Raw genomic sequence first — 20247 nt, 5'->3', positions numbered from 1 at the left:
AACTACCCTAGATTTGGGGTGGTTAAGCGCAGTTTTTGGTTAAAATTGATCAATTTGATCGGTGGCTTTAAAAATTGCTGGTAATGGCGCTTCAACGTCGATAGACGCGGTGCTGAATGGTCGTTGAATGTGCAACCGGATGGCGTGTAATAGTAATCGTGGGGCTTTTCCGGCTTGCGGATCATACAGTGGATCACCGATGATTGGATGACCATTAGCCGCCAAATGGACGCGTAGTTGGTGTGTGCGACCAGTTTGTAGCGTTAATTCTACGAGACTCTGTTGCTGAGTCGTCTGGATGACACGATAATCCGTTAACGCTGGTTGTGCTTCAGGGACATCGATCCAGCGTTTACGTTTGTCAGTTGGATGGCGCCCAATCGGTTCTGAAAAACTGCCTTGCGCCTGTTCAAAATGTCCCCGGACCCACGCGTAATAAGTCCGATGAATCTGTTTATCACTGATCAGGCGGTCTAGAATTGGAACCACAACTGGGTTCAAGGCCACTAACATGGCACCAGAGGTCATTTGATCGAGACGATGAACCATGTAAGGGGCTTGCCCAGTCGGTGCTAAATAAGCCGCCAGATGATTCAAAATGGATCCGACTTCACCAGGCTGGTTCGGATGGGATTTAACGCCGGCGGGTTTATTGACGACCAGTAACTCTGAATCCTGATATAAGAGCTGCACGGTTGCGGCTGAATCCGGTTGGTAACTTGAAATCGGGGTCCGAAAGTCACTGGGAATAAAGTCTAAAGTAAGCTGGTCAGCAGGGTGGACGATGGTGGCAACCGAAGCGGGCACTTTATTGACCCAAAGCCGGCGACCTTGTCGGAGTTGGCCTTGGATACGTTTAGGAATGAGCCAGTGTTGCAGACAAGCTCTGACGGTGAAATTAGCAAAGGCCGTTGGGATAGTAAGGCGATAAGTCCAGTGCATCTAAAATACCAGCTTTCTTAGTCAAAAAGGGAATGGAACAAAAAGCCAAGCAGCGCCGGTTGTCCCACGTTTCGGCTATAAATATCAAGAATAACAAAAGGAGCCTGGGGATTGTCCCAGACTCTAGAAAATTTACTTCTCAGGTTTTACAATCAAAACGTCACAAACGGCATTTCGACTGACATAAGTGGTGACGGAGCCGACCATCAAGCGTTCGACAGCTGATAGCCCGGTCGAGCCAATCATGATCAGTTCGTTATGATGATCGGCTGGAAATTCACGTGCGATGACTGTTTTAGGATTCCCAAAACGAACATGCATTTCAACGTCGGTAACCCCGGCATCGATGGCTTCTTGTTTGAGTTCTTCGAGCCGCTTTTGGACATCTTCTGACAGCTTATAAATGACATCGCCACTGACCGCACCGCCGTACGTATCGCTAAACTGGTTAACTTCTAAGACGTTTAAAATGTCCAAGTGGGTTTGGTTGCGCTTAGCAACTTCAATGCCGCGCTTTAAAACTTCTTCGGTGACCTTGGACCCGTCAACTGGTACCAAGATATTTTGATATTGTTGTAACATAATGGTTACCCCCGTTTGTGTATGGTAATTAATATGTTCATTTTAGCATTAATTTTCATAACTGTAAGCCTTTTAGCCCAGAAGTTCGTAAGCGAGAGGGCACTTTGTTACAAATTGTAAAATTTTTCATTGATATCTTAATTATCGCTTAGATTTGAAATTTTTTATTAGTAGGTATTGCCTCAGACCTCAGCGGTACTTTAATTAATGGCTAGTGTTAACGATTAGATATAACAATGCGTAAAATAAATTAAATTATATTTAGAATGAATTATAAGCACTTAACCGCAAGGATGAACAAAAAAATACCCACAAAATTCCTGTAAGCGTTATTACATAAGATTAATAAAATTAGAAAATAATCAATCACGTTAAATGATTATATATTATATTAATCAATATCGAATAATTTATATTACAGTATTCGAATTGAATGTAACACGGCTAGATGCTACTATAATTGCTGTAACAGCAAAGTACGGAAAATTAATTAAGTTTTGTAAGACTGACAAGACAAAAAAATTCAATGAAAGATTTGGGGAATTCTAACTTGAAAATCGGAATGACAAAAGTAATCGCATCGCTCATGCTTAGCACGGCACTCTTACCGGTAGTGGTTAGTAAGGCTGACGCTGCAACCAGCGGCACGAAAACTGCCACGGAAAAAGCGCGCCAAGTGGATACGACCAACGAGCAACTGACGAATGATCAGCAAAACGTCTATGTACAGACTGGTGAAACTAGTGTTAAACCAGAGTCCGTTGCTGTTAGCACGGCACCACTCAAAGCCGTTGAGCCAGCGAGTGATGTTGCTGGAACCATTAAGATTAATCGTGATGCAACCACACCGGTAGCTAAAGCCTTGGCACCCAGTCAAGCTTCAGCTGCGAGTCAAGTTGCGACACCTAGTCAGGCTTCACAAGCTAGCCAGGCTAGTGCGGCCAGTCAAAGTTCACGGATGACCGGTACAGTGGCTAGCCAGAGCGCAGCAACTAGTGCTAGCTCACAATCAGCGACTAGTGCCGTCAGCCAAAGTGGGGCGACCAGTCAAAGTTCACAAGTGAGTGCAACTTCTGCGACGAGCCAAAGCTCACAAGCTAGTGCAACGTCTGCAACGAGTCAATCGTCGCAGGCAAGCGCTAATTCTGCTTCAAGTCAAAGCGCCGCAGCTAGTCAGAATTCGCAAGCAGCTAGTCAAGCACCGCAATCTGCAGCGGCCGAACCAGAGGCTGACAAACCTAAGATCCAGGCCAACCATACCATCGGTCCTGGGTATTATGATGACAATATTTTGATGAGTTCAGCCCTATATGGTTATCAAGATAAGTTCTTTAGTGAAATCAAAGCCGGGGCCATTGCTGGTTGGCGGAAATATGGGGTCTTACCTTCAATTACCGCTGCGCAAGCAATTCTAGAAAGTGGCTGGGGTCGTTCACAATTATCGACTCAAGGCAATAATTTATTCGGAATCAAGGGAAGCTATAACGGTCAATCAATTTCGTTTCCAACGCAAGAATGGCGTCCAGGTGGTTATTATACGGTTTATGCCGCTTTTAGAAAGTATCCCAACTGGTCCGCTAGTGTTGAAGATCATGGGCGTTTCTTAGATGAAAACTCCCGTTATCGTAATTTGATTGGGGAACGTGATTATCAACGCGTTGCACGTTTACTTCAAAGTGATGGTTACGCAACGGCTCCAGATTACGCTTCGTCACTAATCAATATGGTCAATAGCTATGGCTTACAAAGTTGGGACCGCGAAGTGACTAACGTGGCGCCTGGTAAAGAACCTAGCAATCCTGGTACCAACAATAACAACAGTAATAATACGGTAAACAATAACGGTGGTCGGTATGTCTTCAAGGCTAAAGCAGACATTCATACTGAAGCTAGCATGAATTCTGCCGTGGTTGGGACCTATGATGCTGGTGAATCAGTTAACTATACTGGCAAAGTTGATGCTGGCGGCTATACTTGGCTGAAATATCAATCTTATTCAGGTCGGACGCATTACATCGCTATCAGCGGTAATGGCAATCAGAACAACAATAACCAAAATAACAATAACAACGGTGGTCAAAACAATGTGATCGCTGAAAGTGGTAATTACAAATTTACTGCAAAAACAAATATCCGTAGTGCTGCTAGCAAGTCAGCTCAAGTCGTTGGGACTTATAATGCTGGTGAAAGTGTTCGGTATAACGGTAAGGTTAATGCTGATGGCTTAACTTGGTTGAAGTATGTGGCTTACTCAGGTGCAACTCATTACGTTGCCATGAACGGTGATACCGTTCAAACGCCGAGTCAACCGGTTACGGTTCCAGCTTCGGGCTCATACCGTTTCAACTATGATACGGCGATCAAGACGGCACCACAAACCAATGCCCAAACCGTTGGGACTTACCGGGCTGGTGAAACAGTTTATTATAACGGTAAAGTGTCAGTTGACGGCCAGACTTGGCTGCGTTATCAATCCTATTCTGGGGCACAACACTATGTGGCCATTACAGGTAACAACAGTAATTCTAATTCGGGTTCACAACCAGTCGTAACTCCTCAAAGCGGGTCATATCGGTTCAATGGGACTACGGCAATCAAGAGTGCGCCAGACAATAATGCCCAAACTGTTGGGACGTATTATGCCGGCAACACGGTTTATTACAATGGCAAAGTAACGGCCAATGGCCAAACTTGGCTGCGTTATCAATCTTATTCTGGAGCACAACATTACGTTGCCATTAGTGGCAATGCTAATAATAATCAAGCTCCAGCCCAAACGATTGCTCAAAGTGGAACGTATCGTTTTACGACGACTACGGCAATCAAGAGCGCACCTAATGCTGGTGCCAACACGGTGGGAAGTTATGGTTCTGGCGAAACAGTTTACTACAATGGTAAAGTGATCGCCAACGGCCAAACTTGGTTGAAATACCAAGCTTACTCTGGTGCAACACACTATGTTTCAATTAGTGGTGTCGCTGCTGGAAACTATCAAGTTACAAATAGTCGGGGTGCTTTTCGCTTTACGAATGCGACCGCTATCCATAATGCGCCAAGTATGAGTGCAGGAGTGGTTGGTCGTTACAATCAAGGCGAGACCGTTTATTACAATGGGACGGTCCGTGCAGAAGGTCGGACATGGTTGAAGTATCAGAGCTACTCTGGTGCGACCCATTATGTCCCACGCTAAAGTGGACTAATCAGTTAAATTGAGTGAGCAAGTGCGGTTCCGTTAATGGTAACGTTAACGGAACTGTGCTTTTGACATTATTGCAATCGCTTACATTGTGTGCTATATTGGATTTATCGGAAGAATCTCAGGTCAGACTCAATGTTACCCAATTGTTGTAACAAACCCGTCAAGTGATAGCTAGTGCAGTATACAGCGTTTCCGCTAATTTCGGATAACCAAGCTGACCAACTTCCATCTATTGATGGCACGAATTATCCATGGAGAGCGTGTAGCCGCCAATCAGAACGCTCGCGGATGTGGATTGTGACTCAATGATGTTGGGGGATGAAGAATTCCACACTCAATTTTATGATTCTTCCAAAAAAATGGGCTCACACGGTGGGTCCTTTTTTATTCGATAAGTGTATGATGAGAGTAACCTAAAGCTGAGGAGCTGATATTAAATGTACTATGTCTCAATGAAAGACCATGAAATTGGTCGTAATCTAGCCACAGAACAATATTTGATGAACAATGTTGAATTTGACGAACCGTTAGTTTTGTTTTATTACGAAGAACCTTGCATTATTGTCGGGCGCAATCAAAATACATTGGAAGAAATCAATGCGGACTACGTGCGTGAACATAACATTACCGTTACCCGGCGTTTATCCGGTGGTGGAGCGGTTTATCAAGACCTTGGCAATTTATGCTTTAGCTTTGTTGTGGACAGTGACAGCCAAGAATTTGGTGATTTTAAGACTTTCACCCAACCCATTATCGATGTCTTGCATGAAATGGGTGCCATGACCGCGAATGTCAGTGGTCGTAACGATTTATTAGTCGATGGCAAGAAATTTTCTGGCAATGCCATGTATTCACGAAATGGGAAGACCTTCTCGCATGGGACGCTGATGCTGAATGTGGACCTTAACGTGGTGCCCAATGCCTTAACCGTGCCGACCGATAAGATTGCTTCAAAGGGGATCAAATCGGTTCGTAGCCGGGTCACAAATTTGCGACCATTCTTAGCGCCTGAATATCAAAATATCACGGTCCCTGAATTTCGGGATACGTTGTTAACGAAATTATTCCACGTGGATTCTTTAGCTGACATCAAGGACAAAGAATATCAAGTGACCCCTGAACAACAAAAAGCCATTGATAAAATTTATGAAGACTATTATGCTAATTGGGATTGGGTTTACGGTAAATCACCGGAATTCTCAGTTAAGCGCCGTCAACATTTTGACATGGGGACGATTGATGCCCGGTTACTTGTTACTGATGGTCATATTCAAAATATTAAATTCTTTGGTGATTTCTTCGGTAGCGGTGATGTTCATGACATTGAAAAAGCTTTGACTGGCTTACGTTATGATCATAATGCTATTTCAGAAAAGTTAGCGGCAATTGATTTGAACCGTTACTTTACTGGCATTCCTCGTGAGGACGTTATTGACTTGATTGCCGAATAACAGGAGTGATCTATTGAAACTCACACGATTAGTCGCATTTGCGTTTGTTTCCTTTTTTTGTTACGGTATCGTCAATTGGATGATGTCGACCAGTCACTTGCATTTACAGACGGCCAAGATTGCTAATAGTCAGATGTGGCAAGGGTTGTTGATTGCGCTAGTGTTATATTTACTAGGGGTTTTGGCAGTGTACTTGAACCGGATGCTGGGCTTTTATGTGCTGGGGCTAGTGCTAGTGATCTATTCACTGGGATTGATCAGTGCTTTGATGTCCGGTACCCAAAGTAATGCTGGGATGGAGATCAAATTATTATTAGAAGTTGTGGCGGCCATTGGCTTAGCGATTAACTTCTACACGGTGGTCTTATTGACCCGTTGGCGTCACAAAACTAACTAAACGAGGGATACTATGCAACGAAACGTACAAACTTTTATTGATGAAGTGACCGCTGAGACGATTGCTCAGACGACCGTAGCGGGCGATTACGAGCAGTTAACTGCCCAAGTGGACAATTGGCTCAATGGGTTCTTAGACAACGTGCAGGCGGATAAAATAGCCCAAGCAACGTTAACCACTAAGCATGATCCAGCCATTAGTTTCCGGTTGGAGACAAGTGTGATTAATTTGCCATTAGCGAATTTAACGGAAATTGGTAAAGTGACGATTGCGGAAGATGACATGCCAATCAATCTTTACATGATTGCTGAATCTGAAGCTTTTCGCTCTGGTTTGAGAATCGATGAATTAGGGTCAGCTGAAGATGTCTTAGCAGATCGCGTTGCGGCGAAAACCTTACTAACGACCTGGTTAACCGCCCAGACTGATCATTTGGACGAGATAACTAGTGCGGAAGCGTAAACTTTACAGGTATTTAATGATATTTTTACAACAAAACGTTATAATATGAGCATGGTATCAGAGCCAAACTAATACCTTCAGAACGACGAAAAGTCGTCATCTTTGATTGGAGAGCGCCCAATCAGTGATGACGGCTTTTTTAGTTGGTGGCAAGTCGGTGTCGTTTAATGGCTTGATACGCTGACCGAGCTAGCATTGGAATGAAAATTAGTGCCAGCATGATCCAAGTAAAGTTGTTTTCGACAAACGGCCAATCACCGAAGTAATAGCCAAAGAAACAACAAATTCCAACCCAGATTAAGACGCCCATAAAGTTCCAAATTTGAAAATGGCGCCAATCCATGGCGGTCGTCCCAGCAATGACCGGGATGAATAAGCCGATGAAAGGAATAAAACGGCCCCAAAGCATTGATGGCCGTTCATGTTCGTCAAAGAGGGCACGGGTGGAATCTAATTTACTAGAATTTAATTCACGTTCTAACCGACTCCGCTGATCCATGTGGCGAGTCATGCTGTACTTCAACATGGCGCCACTGGTTGCGGCAGTCACAAAAATAATTAATAATAGCCAAATGTTTAATTTGGAACCGGCATTCGCTGCAATCGAACTACTGAGGAACAAGAGGGATTGGCCAGGTAAAAAGGCGAAAGCGATAAAAGCTGATTCCAGAAAAATAACGATAAACAAGACCCCATATGACCAGCCACCGATATGGTTGGTTATGGTAACTAAATAACTGAGCGGACGTAAGAGAATCGTCCAAGCTGTCAGAAGCCATGTCATAAAAATTCCTCCTGTGATACCGACTAAATATACCATTTTTAGGTGCTAGCGCCAAGAAAAGCTCATCTGAATAAAGCAATTTAGTGGTGAAATTTTAGCTGAACCACATGAGAATTCAGCGATGATTTGATTATTGACGTTCAGAATGCTAGGAAATTTAGGTGGGATTCGATATGATATAGGGGATACATAATTTTTAGGGGGGGCATTCAGATGCGACGTTGGTTAACGTGGCCAATTTTTTATGAATTGACCGAAATTTACACCGCACCATTGAATATCATGTGGTTTGTACTGGGGGTAGCGATTGCCCAATCACGGTTGGGAGTCGTCAATTGGGTCAATGTGGTACTGGGCTTAGTGACTGTGTTTATTTTTGATTTGGCAGTCAATGTTTCGGATAACTATTATGATTATTTGCATGCTCATGATCGTCAGGGCTATGCGCAACAAACGAATCCGTTGGGACGGCTGCAGTTACCCGTCAAAGGTGTCGGACAGTTAGCCTTGGGGTTGTACATCTTAGCACTGGTTCCTGGGACTTGGTTAGTCTTACGGACCGGCTGGCTCGTGCTGTTATTAGGTATTATTGGTTATGTGATTGGTATTTTTTATACCGCGGGACCACATCCCATTAACGCGACACCTTGGTGCGAAACGGTTGTTGCCTTGTCAATTGCCTTTTTAATCCAATTGACCTGTGTGGTGGTTTCAAGCTATGGCGTCCGACCATTAACTTGGGCAACAGTCGGTGTGACGTTCTTACTATGTCTGCCATTAACCTTGATTTTCTTTACCTTACAATTAGCTAATAATACAGCCGACCGTGAGGAAGATATTTTGAATCACCGCTATACGTTAGCTTATTATTTAGGGCAACGTGGTGCAATCAAATTAATGCAGGGTTGCTTAGTGGTCGGTAGCCTCTGGCCATTGATTAATTTGGCCTTACGACTTGCACCACCGATCACTGGTCTAGTCGTTTTATTGTTACCGTTGATGTGGTGGGGAATGCGACCGTTTTTTGCCAAGCCCGATAAACGCCAGACTTTCATGACTACGGTCAAAAGCGCGTCAATTTTCTTCATTGCTTATCCCATTTTATTTGTGCTAGGAACTTGGCTATAAATAAGTTAGGCTTGCATCTTACTCAGAAAGATGTTAGGGTTGTTCTTGCGATGAGTCGATAAAGTCAGATCATCAGTGATGGTGGTTCCGCGCGAGCGGCATGTGACTAATATTGATAGCGGGGCATTTTTTTCCGACGTATTTCGGATTGCTTAGGTCACTGACGTTGTGGAGCGTCACCCTCGCTGGTTTACCAGCGCCGTGACTAAAGCGAGCTAACTGTATTTATACAGCCGGCTCGCTTTTTTTGTGAATATTAAGATTTTATTTAGTCCCGGAAAAGGTTGGTAAAATTGCCCAACTTGGCGTATTGTTAACTTAAGAGTTAGTTTAATAATTTTGGGGAGTTGATTAGTGATGAAAAAGTTAATTGTGAGTGCTTCAGTATTGGTTGGTGTAGCAGTTTTGGGGGGCGGGTACCTTTTGTGGCCTAACAGTTCGCAACAGGCTGCGCCGGTGACAAGCACCAATTCAGCCACCACTGAAAAAGTCACCAGTTCATCTAAACCAGTGGCTAAGAAAACGACGACGGCTGCAGCTAGTTCTGCGAGTTCAGCCAAGTCAACGTCGACAACGGCGAGTCAAAAAACGGAGACTAGTGCGGCTCATTCTAGTCATGTCACCACTTCGGCGGCAATGATCAATACGGGTAGCAGTGCTTCAAGTAGTTCTTCCGCGGTTGAAACTGATTTAACGACTGCACAAATTAATGATTGGGTCTGGGACCAATTAGCGACTGAATATCAAGGCACGAATACGACTAAATCAGATTTTGATTTCCAACAAACGAAAAAGAATGATGGTTTAGTTTATATCGAAGCACGCGAAAATACGAATGAACATGTGTCACATCTGGCAGGGCTTTTCCGTGTTACGGCTAAGGGCCAATTGGAAAAGCAAAATGTTACCAAGGGTAGCGATGTTTGGGAAGTTGTGTCACAAGCTTACCGTTAAACGCTTGACTTAAAGTGGACTTTAAGAGTTACGATAGAAAATGTAAAAGCGACTAAGTGTTGACTTAGTGGAATTAAGTAAGAACTCGCGGATGGAAACGTGGGTTCTTTTTTGTTTGAAAAAGTAAGCGCCTTCTTGAACAATTGACCAATCTACGGCATACTAGGTAAGAAGATTGATTGGCTCAAATTAAGTGATTAATATAAGGTGGCAACGACGATGGCAAAAGAACGGAAAGAAAAATATGATGCCTATGATAAGAAAGTTGGGCGGACAGTTTTAGTTGTAGCGAAGTGGGTCGCAATTGTGGCGGCGCTAATTGGACCCTTTGTGATGCTGATCAACCACGATTGGGGTCTGGAATTAGGCACTCTTAGTGTAATCTGTGGTGGGGTCGCGTTATGTTTTGGCCCCACTGGTCGGACAGCTAAGGGCCAATGGCTGGCATTGTTGTATACGCTGGGCGTTGGTATTGCGGTCCTATTGTACTTTGTTTTAGTTTTGAAATTACTACATTAGGGTTAAGGCTAAAAAACGGCCTGATTTGAAACATTTGAGTTGCCTTAGCGTAGGTCTAAGGGACTAAGCTGTGTTTAACAATTAAATTAGGAGTGATCAAATGGCAACAATTACAGAAACTTTTACTTTAAATAATGGTTTGAAAATGCCTAAAGTTGGTTTTGGAACTTGGCAGACACGACCAGGCAAAGAAACTTATGACGCCGTTAGCAACGCATTGAAAGCTGGCTATCGTTTTATTGACACAGCCAAAGCTTATCAGAATGAAAAGAGTGTTGGCGAAGCTTTGCACGATGCGGATGTACCGCGCGAAGAAATCTTTGTTCAGACAAAATTACCAGCAGAATCTAAAAGCTATGATGCGGCAATGGCCGACTTTGATAGCAGTCTTGCAGCGTTAGATTTGGCTTACGTTGATTCATATATTATTCATGCCCCATGGCCTTGGGCACAAATGGGTTCTAATCATGATGCTGAAAATCGCGAAGTTTGGCGGGCCATGCAAGATATTTATAAGAGCGGTCGGGCTAAATCTGTCGGTGTTTCCAACTTTAACTCGGCAGATCTGGAAAACTTGTTGACTTGGGACGGCTTGACGGTCAAGCCAGCTGTTGATCAGATTCAATATTATGTTGGTCATACACAGTCAACGGTCGTACGGACGGCTAAAGCCAACCAGATCGTGGTGCAAGCTTATTCACCACTCGCCACGGGTGGTTTGCTAGATAACGACAGTTTGGCAAAATTAGCGGCTAAGTATCAAGTTTCAGTGCCGCAACTTGCCTTACGGTTCATCATTCAAAATGGTGTCGCACCATTACCAAAGGCACGTGCCATGGCGCATGTTGAAGCCAATACAAAATTAGACTTTGAAATTGATGATCAAGACATGGCAACGATGAATGCCATGGTTGATCGCAATGGTTATCATCCAGTTGGTGACTAGTCTGTTAATTCTGAGAGAGTGGGACAAGAGGCGGTTTGCTACCGAGCATAGCCTAGAAAGTCGAATGATTGGTATTTTCAATCGTTTGACTTTCTTAGCTCGGTTGCATCAAAGCCTTTTGTTCCACGTTTCGGCTATAAATATTAGGAATATCAAAATGAGTCTGGGGTTTTGTTCCCGGACTTTTTTTAGAATTAAAAGCTTGCCTTGAAGTTCACTTGAAGGGTTAAGCTGAGTTCATCAATAAAAATAAGGGAGTTATTAATCAATGACAACTAAACTGTTAATTGTGGCGTATTCGTGGTCTGGCAACACAGCGACCATGGCGACGGCCTTACAAAAAGTTACTGGTGCTGATCGGATTGATTTAACGGTGGCTGCGGACACGTTTTCGACGGATATGTATGCGACATCTGACATTGCTAACCAACAATTAGCTAGTGGCAACATGCCAGCACTAACGAATGCCACGCCAGATTTAGCACAATATCAAACAATTTTAGTCGGTGGCCCAGTTTGGTCAGCGAAAGTTGCGACACCGGTGCGAACATTTTTAAGCCAGTTGAGCGACTATCATGGCACAGTAATGCCATTTTATACAGATGCTGGGACGCCTGGAAGTTATGAAGTTGACTTTGATGACTTAGTGACCGCAGCCAATGTCAAACCGGGAATTGGGTTAAGCAGTGGTCAGTTAGCGTCAGCGGCAACGATTTTACGGTCATGGTGGGAAAAAGCAAAATAAATGGGCGTTAAGCCTTGCCTTGAAGTTACTGCAAGGTCATATACTGTAAACATCAAATTTAAAAGAAGAGGTCAATCAAATTGAAAAAAGTTTTGATTTTAGCAGCTAATGGGCAAATTGCTCAGATTGTTGAACACCGTATTCTAACGGAACCGGCTTTTAACGACGTGACACTAACGTTGTTCCTTCGAAATGCCAATCGCTTAGCACAACTTGGTGATAATGAGCGTGTTAACTTGGTAGACGGTGACATGACGGATGCCGTGGCAGTTGACCAAGCTATGGCCGGACAGGATTTGGTCTTTGTGGCAGTGGTTGACCATGATACGCAGAATCGGCTAACGAAGAATGTGATCAGTGCGATGCAGACGAACCACGTTCAACGGATTTTATTTACTAATGTGCTGGGACTCTATAATGAAGTTCCCGGTGAATTTGGTCGTTGGAACTTGGAAATGATTGGTGGTGGCATGGCACCAGCACGGCGTTCGGATGAGTTGTTGCAAGAATCTGGGTTGGATTACACCACATTGCGTTTGCCATGGTTGAACGATCGTGATGAGGTTAAATACGTGGTGACGACTAAGACTCAACCTTACGAGGGCGTTTCGGGCTCACGTCAAAGCGTGGCGGATTTCGTCTTGCAGGTCATTGCTAACCCTGATAAGTACAGCCATGATAGTATTGGAATGGCCGACCCGGCGACTCAAGGTGAAGATCGGCCCGTTTATTAATGGAGGTTTTTCGAAATGAATATTAAGGAAGCAAGCGAACAAACCGGCGTTTCGTCAGCGGCAATTCGTTATTATGAAAAAGAATCTTTGATTCCACCAATTGATCGAACCGAGGTTGGTAATCGTGATATCGATGACCGCATTTTGCGACGCATCCGTTTTGTGACACAAATGCGCGCTGCTGGGATGAGTATTGAAAATTTACGGCGTTATATTCAACTATTCGATGCTCAAGAAGATAACACCAAGGAACAAAAAGCGTTACTCAAAGAACAGCTCGCCGTGATGGAAGAAAAACGTGATGATTTACAGGCAGCAATCGACCATTTGAATTATAAATTAAATCATTTTTATGACCATATGGAAACGACCGAAGCCGAATTGCGTGAATTGGAACGTCAACACCGGGATAAAGTTGATCAAGACGATTAAAATTAAACCGTTAAAAGATAAGCGTCACAGTCGGTACGTTTAAATTAGAACTTTCAGGTCACATTTGGAAACACTAAGGTTAATTAAAAGACGCTCACTTCAATGATGGCACAACTTCCAATCATTGAAGTGAGCGCCTTTTTAATGACCTATTTTTAAATTGTTAAATCTTTTCCTTGCTAGGGAGTTAGGTGCAGGGTTTATGATGAGGACATCAATCAAGGAAGTTGGTGAGCGCTCATGAATAGAAAAGATGTCTCCAATCTAATTGGATTTTCAGCTGATACGCTGCGTTACTATGAACGAATTGGCGTGATTCCGCCAGTTAAACGTGACAAAAATGGTTATCGAGATTATCGTCCCAATGATTTAAACTGGCTATTTTTAGTGAAATGTCTAAAGGATGCCGGGTTGTCAATGGAAGCATTGATTGATGAGTTAATCCAGCACGATGTGGATTATGTTCATGTGACTTTGAACAATGTGCTGACTTCCAAGCCTATTGGCAGTACAGATCGGGATGAAACTTATCTTCAAATGCTGGTTAAATATGTTGATCACCGTATTCCGTTGATTTCTGCTGGTTCATTAGATACACCAGATCAGGCCGAAGAAGCCTTGGATGAAGGCTTGGATCTTGCAGCAATTGCACATGGTTTAATTATGAATCCGGATTGGGCTGAGAAAGTTAAAACGGGGGCAACTGCAGCTATTCAGCAACAGTTGCAACTCTCGCAATTGGCCGATATGAAGTTGCCAGATAGGTTGTGGCAAATGCTGCAAGATTCCGGTGATTGGTTTGACATTGTTAAATAGATTCTGGGAAAATATGGGCAACTTGTCCACGGGCGATTGAGTTTATGCCTGAAAATGCTGTGGCTTTGAAAAGTGTCTCTGGATATTTTCAGAGACTTTTTTTGTCGCTGATGACAGAAAAAATTAGCAATGTCTGCGAAGCTGTCAATGATGAATTAAGTGATCATTTGGTAGCAAGAAATCGGGAAAATTAACCTGACTAGCTGTTATTAGTTCAGTACTCAAGACTTAAAGCGGTGTAATAAAATTGGCATTTTAGCTTTGGTTTTACTTGACCTTTAGAACGTGTGTTCGTATAATTATGGATAAAGGTCGGTGATTTTAATGGAACGAATTGTCCCACGTGAAAAGTGGTTGTACGATGATCGTGGCATGCTTAAATGGATGGGGTGGATTTTATCGGATCACAGTGCTTACATGGAAAGTGTCGGCAAACAAACCCGACCTCGCGAAGTTAAGCCTGAAATGCCTGTGACCCAAATCAGTGCTAATCTACAAAAAGCCTGGAAGACCGGGCAGGCGGTCATAGTTCAAAGTGATACGTTAGAAAATAATTGTTTCACGGCTGAATATCACGGGCAAGTAGCGGGCTATCAAGGAGATCAAATCTACTTGCAACTAGCTAATGATAGCGTCAAGTTCTTTCATCTTGATGAGTTACGTTACGTTGAAATTCCAACTGCTGAAAAGTGGTGGTCCCATGACGACACCACTCGATGATCCTAGTCGGTTACCGGTTCGTGACATCATGTGTATTGATTGCAAAAGCTTTTTTGCCAGTACCGAAGCGATTCGACGCGGCGAATTTCCATTGGCAGCGAAGATTGCAGTCTTATCACGTGCAGAATCACAAGGCGGACTGATTTTAGCGGCTTCACCCGATACTAAACGTGATTATAATGTTCGTTTAGGCACCCGAAAATATGAAATTAAACCAAATATGGCTATTGAATTGGTCGCACCACACATGCGAGATTACATTGAATTAAATTATCGCATCAATCAGATTTTTCGCCAATTTACAGATGATCAGCATTGGTACGTTTATAGTATTGATGAAGCTTTCATTGATGTGACACACAGCCATCGACTTTTTGGTTCTAATCGTGCTATTGCGGCGCAAATTCAAACGAAAGTTTTCAATGAGACTGGGATCGTGACGACCGTTGGTATTGGTCCCAATCCTTTGATGGCAAAGCTGGCATTGGATAATGAGGCTAAAGAACAGGCCCCGTGGCGAGCAGAATGGGGCTATGATGTGGTCCGAACGAAGCTGTGGCAAATTGCGCCACTGACTGATTTTTGGTCGATTGGTGGTAAAACAGCGGACAAATTAAATCGGCTGGGAATTCACAATATTGGCGAATTGGCTCAGTTTGACCGCAAGAAACTCCATCAAAAGTTTGGCGTCTTAGGTGATGCCCTTTATTTTCATAGTTGGGGCATCGATTATTCCGATTTAGCTAAGCGTTATGTACCGCACGCTGAAAACAAAGGTTATGGCAATAGCCAAGTTTTGATGCGCGACTATACGACTCAAGCAGACATTGAAACAGTTTTGTTTGAAATTGCTGATCAAGTCGCAACACGACTCCGTCAACACGATGTTTTAGGTGAGGTAATCAGTGTGCAGGTTGGCTTTTCAGAACCTGATGAACAGGGACAACACGGTTGGAGTACGCAGACTAAGATTGATCCCACCAATCAAACCAATGAGTTAATACGAGCGGTGCAATACTTATTTGAAAAGCGTTGGCAGGGCAATGCGTTGCGCAATTTAGGGGTGCGTGTTAACCGAATCAGTAAGCCCAATAGTTTACAGCTGTCGTTATTTAGCAATCAACGCCGCGACGAGGCCAATTTACAATTGGAACATACAATTGATCAAATTAGAAGTCGGTATGGTTATGGCGCGATTGTGCGTGGCTATAGTAAAACGGCTGCCGGAACGGCCATTGATCGTTCGAAATTAGTCGGTGGTCATCAAGCTTAGGGGGATTATTTTGCTAAAAGAATCTGAGACGTTATGCGCTAATTTTGATCATTACTTTTTGCGGCGTTATCAATGGCGATATCATTTGATGATTGTGGATAATCATTTGTTTGACTGCTATGGCTTCTTTTTACAAGCGCAGCGAGCCAATGAAAAATTGCTACATAGTTATGAACTATTGGAACTGCCGCATGACCCAGCACTTTATCAAACCGTATTAGCGGATTTAAAAGCGCATACACAATTAACGATTGAATTCCGTGATACGCATCATTTAGTCCATCCAGGAACCAATATCGTGCATGATTTAGAGCACGGCCATGCACGACCCACTAGATATCATAGTGATCCAGATTAATATGAGACAAAAGATTCGCTAAGCAACCTAAATTTATTGGTCAGCTTAGCGAATTTTTTTAATTCTGATTAATCCAAATCCAACCACGAAATTTTGCGGTTGGCAATCAAGTTAGTGATGGTTCGCGGCGCACCCCACCATGATTTTTGCTGATTTGACAAAATAGGTCAACTCCTAAAATTTAAATTGGCATTGTCCGAATCTGTGCCGTGACGTCATCAATGAAAGCTTGAGCAATCGGTGAGGGCTGCTGATTCTTTCGCCAGATGAGGGTATGGCGTGTCTGACTAATGGGTTTAAAGGGAACGAAAGTGAGCGGTCCTTGTGGATAAAAGTCTAGCACACCGTCAATACCAATATCATAATAGCCATGATTGGTCATTAATGGGATGACGTTATTCTCTAAATTACGCTCACCACGTAGGTTAAGACTGTCGGAATCAACGTGTAGCCAAGTCGCAATTTGATTGATTACAATACTGCGGCGTGAGCCAATCAGCGGAATGCCGGTTAAATCGGCACCGGTAATAGCGGCATGACTAGCCAGTGGCGCCGATTTCGCCATGATTAGTCCCCAAGTTTCAGTGACTGGAATGACATGTGAAAAGTATTTGGCTGATTCAACGGGTTCCAGCAAGAAGCCGACATCTAGCTTACCTTGATCCAGTTGGTTACGAATAGAATTACCGTCGGCACCAAATAGTGAGAACTGAACATTGGGATGTTGTTGCTGAAAAGTTGCGACCCAATCAGCGACATGACTAGAAAGGCGACTTTCGACGCAACCGATGCGCAAGGTTCCAGCTAAGCCATGTTTTTGAGCATGCAGATCTTGGCGCGTTTGGTCGAGATAGTTCAAAATGGTCTGTGCCCGTTGTTCAAATAAAACGCCAGCGTCGGTTAAAGTAATCGCGCGTTTACCGCGGATGAAGAGTTGAGTGCCAATCTCAGCTTCGAGTTCTTTTAATTGGCGCGATAGCGTGGGTTGCGTAGTGTGCAATTCATTTGCCGCTTTGGTAATATTTCCGACACGGGTCAATACCGTAAAATAATGTAATAAACGAGTATCCATAGCTTCCTCCACAAACATACATAAAATGCATGATAAAGCATAAAAACTAAGCATTTTACATTATTATTAATCGCCCGTATGATGTTGTCAAAGCGTTGGACTTGAGGAGGAGACAAAAATGAGCAATTGGACGCCAAAACAACTGAAAGCATTTGCTACGGCAGATGATATGCATGTTTCACCTTTTTATCAGAATGGCAAAACCTATGGGACTCCCACTTGGATTTGGTCAGTAGTCGTAGGTGACGATTTATATGTGCGTGCTTGGAATGGGCAACAATCCCGTTGGTATCAATCAGCAAGACAGCAACAAGCAGGCCGCATTGCGTTGGCTGGTCAACAATACGAGGTTCGTTACCAGCCAGTAACGACGGATGATCAATTGACACAGGCCATTAGTCAAGCTTATGAAAAGAAGTACGCGGGTAGTCCATACTTACCACCGATGTTAGCGGCTGGCCCGGTGAGTGCGACTGTTCGCTTGGATTTAAAGTAGGGGGATTTAATCGTGAAAATTGATGTTTTCGCACATGTTTTACCACCCAAATTTTTAACGAAAATGCAACAGATTGAACCACATATTTTGGCTCATTTTCCATATATGAAGAATCCTTTGCTAACGGATTTAACTCAACATATTGCTAGTATCCCTAATGACCATCAACAGATTTTATCGATGGTGAATTTAAATCCAGAAGATTTTGTGGCAGCTGATCAAGCGGCGGAGTTGTGTTGGGCGGCGAACGATGAGCTGGCAAGTCTAGTTAGAGAAAATCAGACCATTTTTCCAGCTGGTGTAGCAATGTTGCCGTTGAATAATGTGCCTGCAGCGCTGAAGCTGATTGACGAGCAAGTCGTGGGTTCAACTGAGTTGGTTGGCGTACAGCTATTTACACAAGCATTGGGTCAACCAATCACTGCACCAGAATATGAACCGATTTTTGAAAAGCTGGCACGCTTACAATTGCCAATTTGGCTTCATCCGGTATTTGATGCACATAAGACCGACAATAATCTCACTTTTAGTTGGGAATATGAACTAACACAAGCCATGAATGGTCTGGTGGCTGCGCATTATTTCCGTAAATATCCCAATTTGAAAGTCATTGTTCATCATGCTGGCGCAATGGTGCCTTATTTTAGTCAGCGGATTAAATATATTCAATCCGCTGAAAATTACGCAGATTTTAAAAAGTTTTACGTCGATACGGCAATTTTAGGCAACTCACAAGCCTTGGCACTTGCTTTGACTTTCTTTGGTGAGGATCATCTGTTGTTTGGTACGGATGCCCCGTTTGGTATTCCACCAGTTGGGCCTACTGCGGTGATTGAACAAGCCATCAATGAAATGGCGATTACCGAGACACAGAAGCAAAAAATCTTTAGTGGTAATTGGTTACAGTTGATGGGTCAGTAACGGGGATAAAGGGAGGAATTAAGCATGATGACTGAGCATGAAAAACTATTGGCAGGACAAGATTACGATTACCGCGATCCAGAATTGCAGGAAATGTTGGCTCATGGTAAGAAGTTGGTCAATTTGATTAATACGACGTCGGATGTTGATGCGCGGGCGACCGCAATTCAGCAGTTATTTGGAAAAGCAGGAACTGGATTAGTGATAAATGGCACTTTTAGTGCGATTTATGGCACTCATATTCGGGTTGGTGAGGATGTTTTCATCAATGGCAACTGTACGTTTCAAGATTCTAATTTAATTACGTTAGGTGATCGGGTCATTATTGCGCCAGATACTAAATTGTATTGCGGTGCCCATGCCTTAGACGCGACCAAAAGGTTTGGCACCAGAACGGATGGTACCAAATATTTAATTACTTATACTAAGCCGATTACTATTGGTGACGATGTTTGGATTGGTGGCAATGTGACCATTATTGGTGGCGTGCATATCGGCAATAATGTGGTTGTTGCCGCAGGGGCGGTCGTGACAAAAGACGTGCCGGATAACACTATTGTTGGTGGGGTACCCGCTAAAACAATCCGACCCTTGGCCCCGTTAAACTAATTTTTACGCGAGGAGTGTGAAAGGCTATGATTATCGAGCAAGCACCGTTATTTAGACTATTTAAGTTACAGATCAAGGCTAGTGAGCGGCAAGCGTTTAAGCAAATTGGTCAGCAAAATCTGTTGACTTCAATTAAGCAGGAACCTGGCACGCTGGCAATGTATACCGGTCACGTTGATGACGCTGGCTTGGAGAACCGAGTGCTTGAATTGTACCGGGATCAAGCAAGTTATGCACGGCACGCGCAATCATCACAATTTCAAGCCTTTAAGACGGTGGCTGGAAAAGCCGTGGTTGAGCAGTCAATGCGTCCCTTAACGCCGTTGTGTTTGTTACAGCAAGCGCCTGCCATACGGGAGATTGCACCGACAAATCAGTTTGTTGCCCTAACAGAAATGACGGTTAAAGCCGCCAAGCTGTCAGAAATGCAAACCCGGTTAAAAGGTGAAATGCACCAAGGCTTGACAACTGACGCTGGGTTAGTCGTTGCTTATTTAGGTCAGGATCAAGCCGAACCGCAAAAATTGGTTTTATTTGAAGTATACCGCGATGCGCTTGCCTATCAGCAAGTGTGTCAAACCGTCAACTTTAAGTTGTTTCAGCAAATGAGTCAGCCTTTGATCGTGCAGCAAAAGATAACCGCAATTAAGCCGGATGTCTTGGTCAATCATGGACCACTGACTTTTGCGACGAGATGATGATTTAGT

23 protein-coding genes are annotated in these 20247 nt (G+C 43.6%); 19 read left to right on the top strand and 4 right to left on the bottom strand.

Features of this window, described 5'->3' with window-relative positions; all coding sequences use genetic code 11:
- Positions 1-39 precede the first annotated feature (39 nt).
- Complete coding sequence (locus RA086_RS10290) at positions 40-942, bottom strand: RluA family pseudouridine synthase (RefSeq protein ID WP_308703704.1); 903 nt, start codon at positions 940-942, stop codon at positions 40-42.
- Positions 943-1074: 132 nt separating this feature from the next.
- Entirely contained in the window at positions 1075-1524 is a 450-nt protein-coding gene (locus tag RA086_RS10285) for a universal stress protein (protein ID WP_308703703.1), read from the bottom strand.
- 550 nt (positions 1525-2074) lie between these two features.
- Between RA086_RS10285 and RA086_RS10280 the strand changes: the two genes are divergently transcribed.
- The 4 genes from RA086_RS10280 (at position 2075) to RA086_RS10265 (ending at position 7033) form a co-directional block, all read left to right on the top strand.
- Entirely contained in the window at positions 2075-4714 is a 2640-nt protein-coding gene (locus RA086_RS10280; RefSeq protein ID WP_308703702.1) for an SH3 domain-containing protein, read from the top strand.
- A gap of 446 nt (positions 4715-5160) precedes the next feature.
- Positions 5161-6174, top strand: coding sequence for a lipoate--protein ligase (locus RA086_RS10275; protein ID WP_308703701.1), 1014 nt, complete (start codon positions 5161-5163; stop codon positions 6172-6174).
- 13 nt (positions 6175-6187) lie between these two features.
- On the top strand, positions 6188-6571 hold the full coding sequence (locus tag RA086_RS10270) for a hypothetical protein (RefSeq protein WP_308703700.1): 384 nt from the start codon (positions 6188-6190) through the stop codon (positions 6569-6571).
- A 12-nt stretch (positions 6572-6583) separates the two neighbouring features.
- Positions 6584-7033: a hypothetical protein gene (locus RA086_RS10265; protein ID WP_308703699.1), complete on the top strand. Its 450-nt coding sequence runs from the start codon at positions 6584-6586 to the stop codon at positions 7031-7033.
- Positions 7034-7172: 139 nt separating this feature from the next.
- On the opposite strand, the gene RA086_RS10260 is transcribed toward RA086_RS10265, so the two are convergent.
- Positions 7173-7817: a VTT domain-containing protein gene (locus RA086_RS10260; RefSeq protein ID WP_308703698.1), complete on the bottom strand. Its 645-nt coding sequence runs from the start codon at positions 7815-7817 to the stop codon at positions 7173-7175.
- Positions 7818-8030: 213 nt separating this feature from the next.
- Between RA086_RS10260 and RA086_RS10255 the strand changes: the two genes are divergently transcribed.
- From RA086_RS10255 to RA086_RS10205, 11 genes are all read left to right on the top strand, one after another.
- Complete coding sequence (locus RA086_RS10255) at positions 8031-8945, top strand: prenyltransferase (protein WP_308703697.1); 915 nt, start codon at positions 8031-8033, stop codon at positions 8943-8945.
- Positions 8946-9302: 357 nt separating this feature from the next.
- On the top strand, positions 9303-9899 hold the full coding sequence (locus RA086_RS10250; RefSeq protein ID WP_308703696.1) for a hypothetical protein: 597 nt from the start codon (positions 9303-9305) through the stop codon (positions 9897-9899).
- Between the two features lie 219 nt (positions 9900-10118).
- Complete coding sequence (locus tag RA086_RS10245; protein ID WP_308703695.1) at positions 10119-10418, top strand: hypothetical protein; 300 nt, start codon at positions 10119-10121, stop codon at positions 10416-10418.
- A gap of 100 nt (positions 10419-10518) precedes the next feature.
- Complete coding sequence (locus tag RA086_RS10240) at positions 10519-11364, top strand: aldo/keto reductase family protein (protein WP_308703694.1); 846 nt, start codon at positions 10519-10521, stop codon at positions 11362-11364.
- Between the two features lie 268 nt (positions 11365-11632).
- Positions 11633-12109: a flavodoxin gene (locus tag RA086_RS10235; RefSeq protein WP_308703693.1), complete on the top strand. Its 477-nt coding sequence runs from the start codon at positions 11633-11635 to the stop codon at positions 12107-12109.
- A gap of 80 nt (positions 12110-12189) precedes the next feature.
- Positions 12190-12843: an NAD(P)H-binding protein gene (locus tag RA086_RS10230; protein ID WP_308703692.1), complete on the top strand. Its 654-nt coding sequence runs from the start codon at positions 12190-12192 to the stop codon at positions 12841-12843.
- 15 nt (positions 12844-12858) lie between these two features.
- On the top strand, positions 12859-13275 hold the full coding sequence (locus RA086_RS10225; RefSeq protein ID WP_308703691.1) for a MerR family transcriptional regulator: 417 nt from the start codon (positions 12859-12861) through the stop codon (positions 13273-13275).
- A gap of 240 nt (positions 13276-13515) precedes the next feature.
- The gene (locus RA086_RS15965; RefSeq protein WP_407659061.1) at positions 13516-14091 is read left to right on the top strand and encodes a MerR family transcriptional regulator; all 576 of its coding nucleotides are present in this window, start codon (positions 13516-13518) and stop codon (positions 14089-14091) included.
- Between the two features lie 324 nt (positions 14092-14415).
- The gene (locus RA086_RS10215) at positions 14416-14811 is read left to right on the top strand and encodes a DNA-directed RNA polymerase subunit beta (RefSeq protein WP_308703690.1); all 396 of its coding nucleotides are present in this window, start codon (positions 14416-14418) and stop codon (positions 14809-14811) included.
- A complete protein-coding gene (locus RA086_RS10210; RefSeq protein WP_308703689.1) occupies positions 14792-16084 on the top strand; it encodes a Y-family DNA polymerase in 1293 nt (430 codons plus the stop codon). The genes RA086_RS10215 and RA086_RS10210 overlap by 20 nt, the downstream gene beginning before the upstream one ends.
- A gap of 10 nt (positions 16085-16094) precedes the next feature.
- Positions 16095-16442, top strand: a complete 348-nt coding sequence (locus RA086_RS10205; RefSeq protein ID WP_308703688.1) for a hypothetical protein — start codon at positions 16095-16097, stop codon at positions 16440-16442.
- A 181-nt stretch (positions 16443-16623) separates the two neighbouring features.
- On the opposite strand, the gene RA086_RS10200 is transcribed toward RA086_RS10205, so the two are convergent.
- Positions 16624-17514, bottom strand: a complete 891-nt coding sequence (locus tag RA086_RS10200; RefSeq protein ID WP_308703687.1) for a LysR family transcriptional regulator — start codon at positions 17512-17514, stop codon at positions 16624-16626.
- Between the two features lie 118 nt (positions 17515-17632).
- Here RA086_RS10200 and RA086_RS10195 point away from each other — a divergent pair, with 118 nt between their 5' ends.
- The 4 genes from RA086_RS10195 to RA086_RS10180 are packed head-to-tail and all read left to right on the top strand — an operon-like array spanning position 17633 to position 20238.
- Positions 17633-18010 (top strand): DUF2255 family protein, encoded by a 378-nt coding sequence (locus RA086_RS10195; RefSeq protein WP_308703686.1) that lies wholly within the window; start codon positions 17633-17635, stop codon positions 18008-18010.
- A gap of 9 nt (positions 18011-18019) precedes the next feature.
- A complete protein-coding gene (locus RA086_RS10190; RefSeq protein WP_308704460.1) occupies positions 18020-18931 on the top strand; it encodes an amidohydrolase family protein in 912 nt (303 codons plus the stop codon).
- A gap of 24 nt (positions 18932-18955) precedes the next feature.
- The gene (locus RA086_RS10185) at positions 18956-19540 is read left to right on the top strand and encodes a DapH/DapD/GlmU-related protein (RefSeq protein WP_308703685.1); all 585 of its coding nucleotides are present in this window, start codon (positions 18956-18958) and stop codon (positions 19538-19540) included.
- A 26-nt stretch (positions 19541-19566) separates the two neighbouring features.
- Positions 19567-20238 carry a putative quinol monooxygenase gene (locus tag RA086_RS10180; protein WP_308703684.1) on the top strand — a complete coding sequence of 224 codons (672 nt, stop codon included), beginning with the start codon at positions 19567-19569 and terminating at the stop codon, positions 20236-20238.
- The last annotated feature ends 9 nt before the right edge of the window (positions 20239-20247 follow it).

This window comes from Lactiplantibacillus brownii, assembly GCF_031085375.1.
Lineage (GTDB): Bacteria > Bacillota > Bacilli > Lactobacillales > Lactobacillaceae > Lactiplantibacillus > Lactiplantibacillus brownii.
The sequence above is the reverse complement of the archived record's forward strand: the minus strand, read 5'-3'. Positions and strand labels throughout refer to the sequence as shown.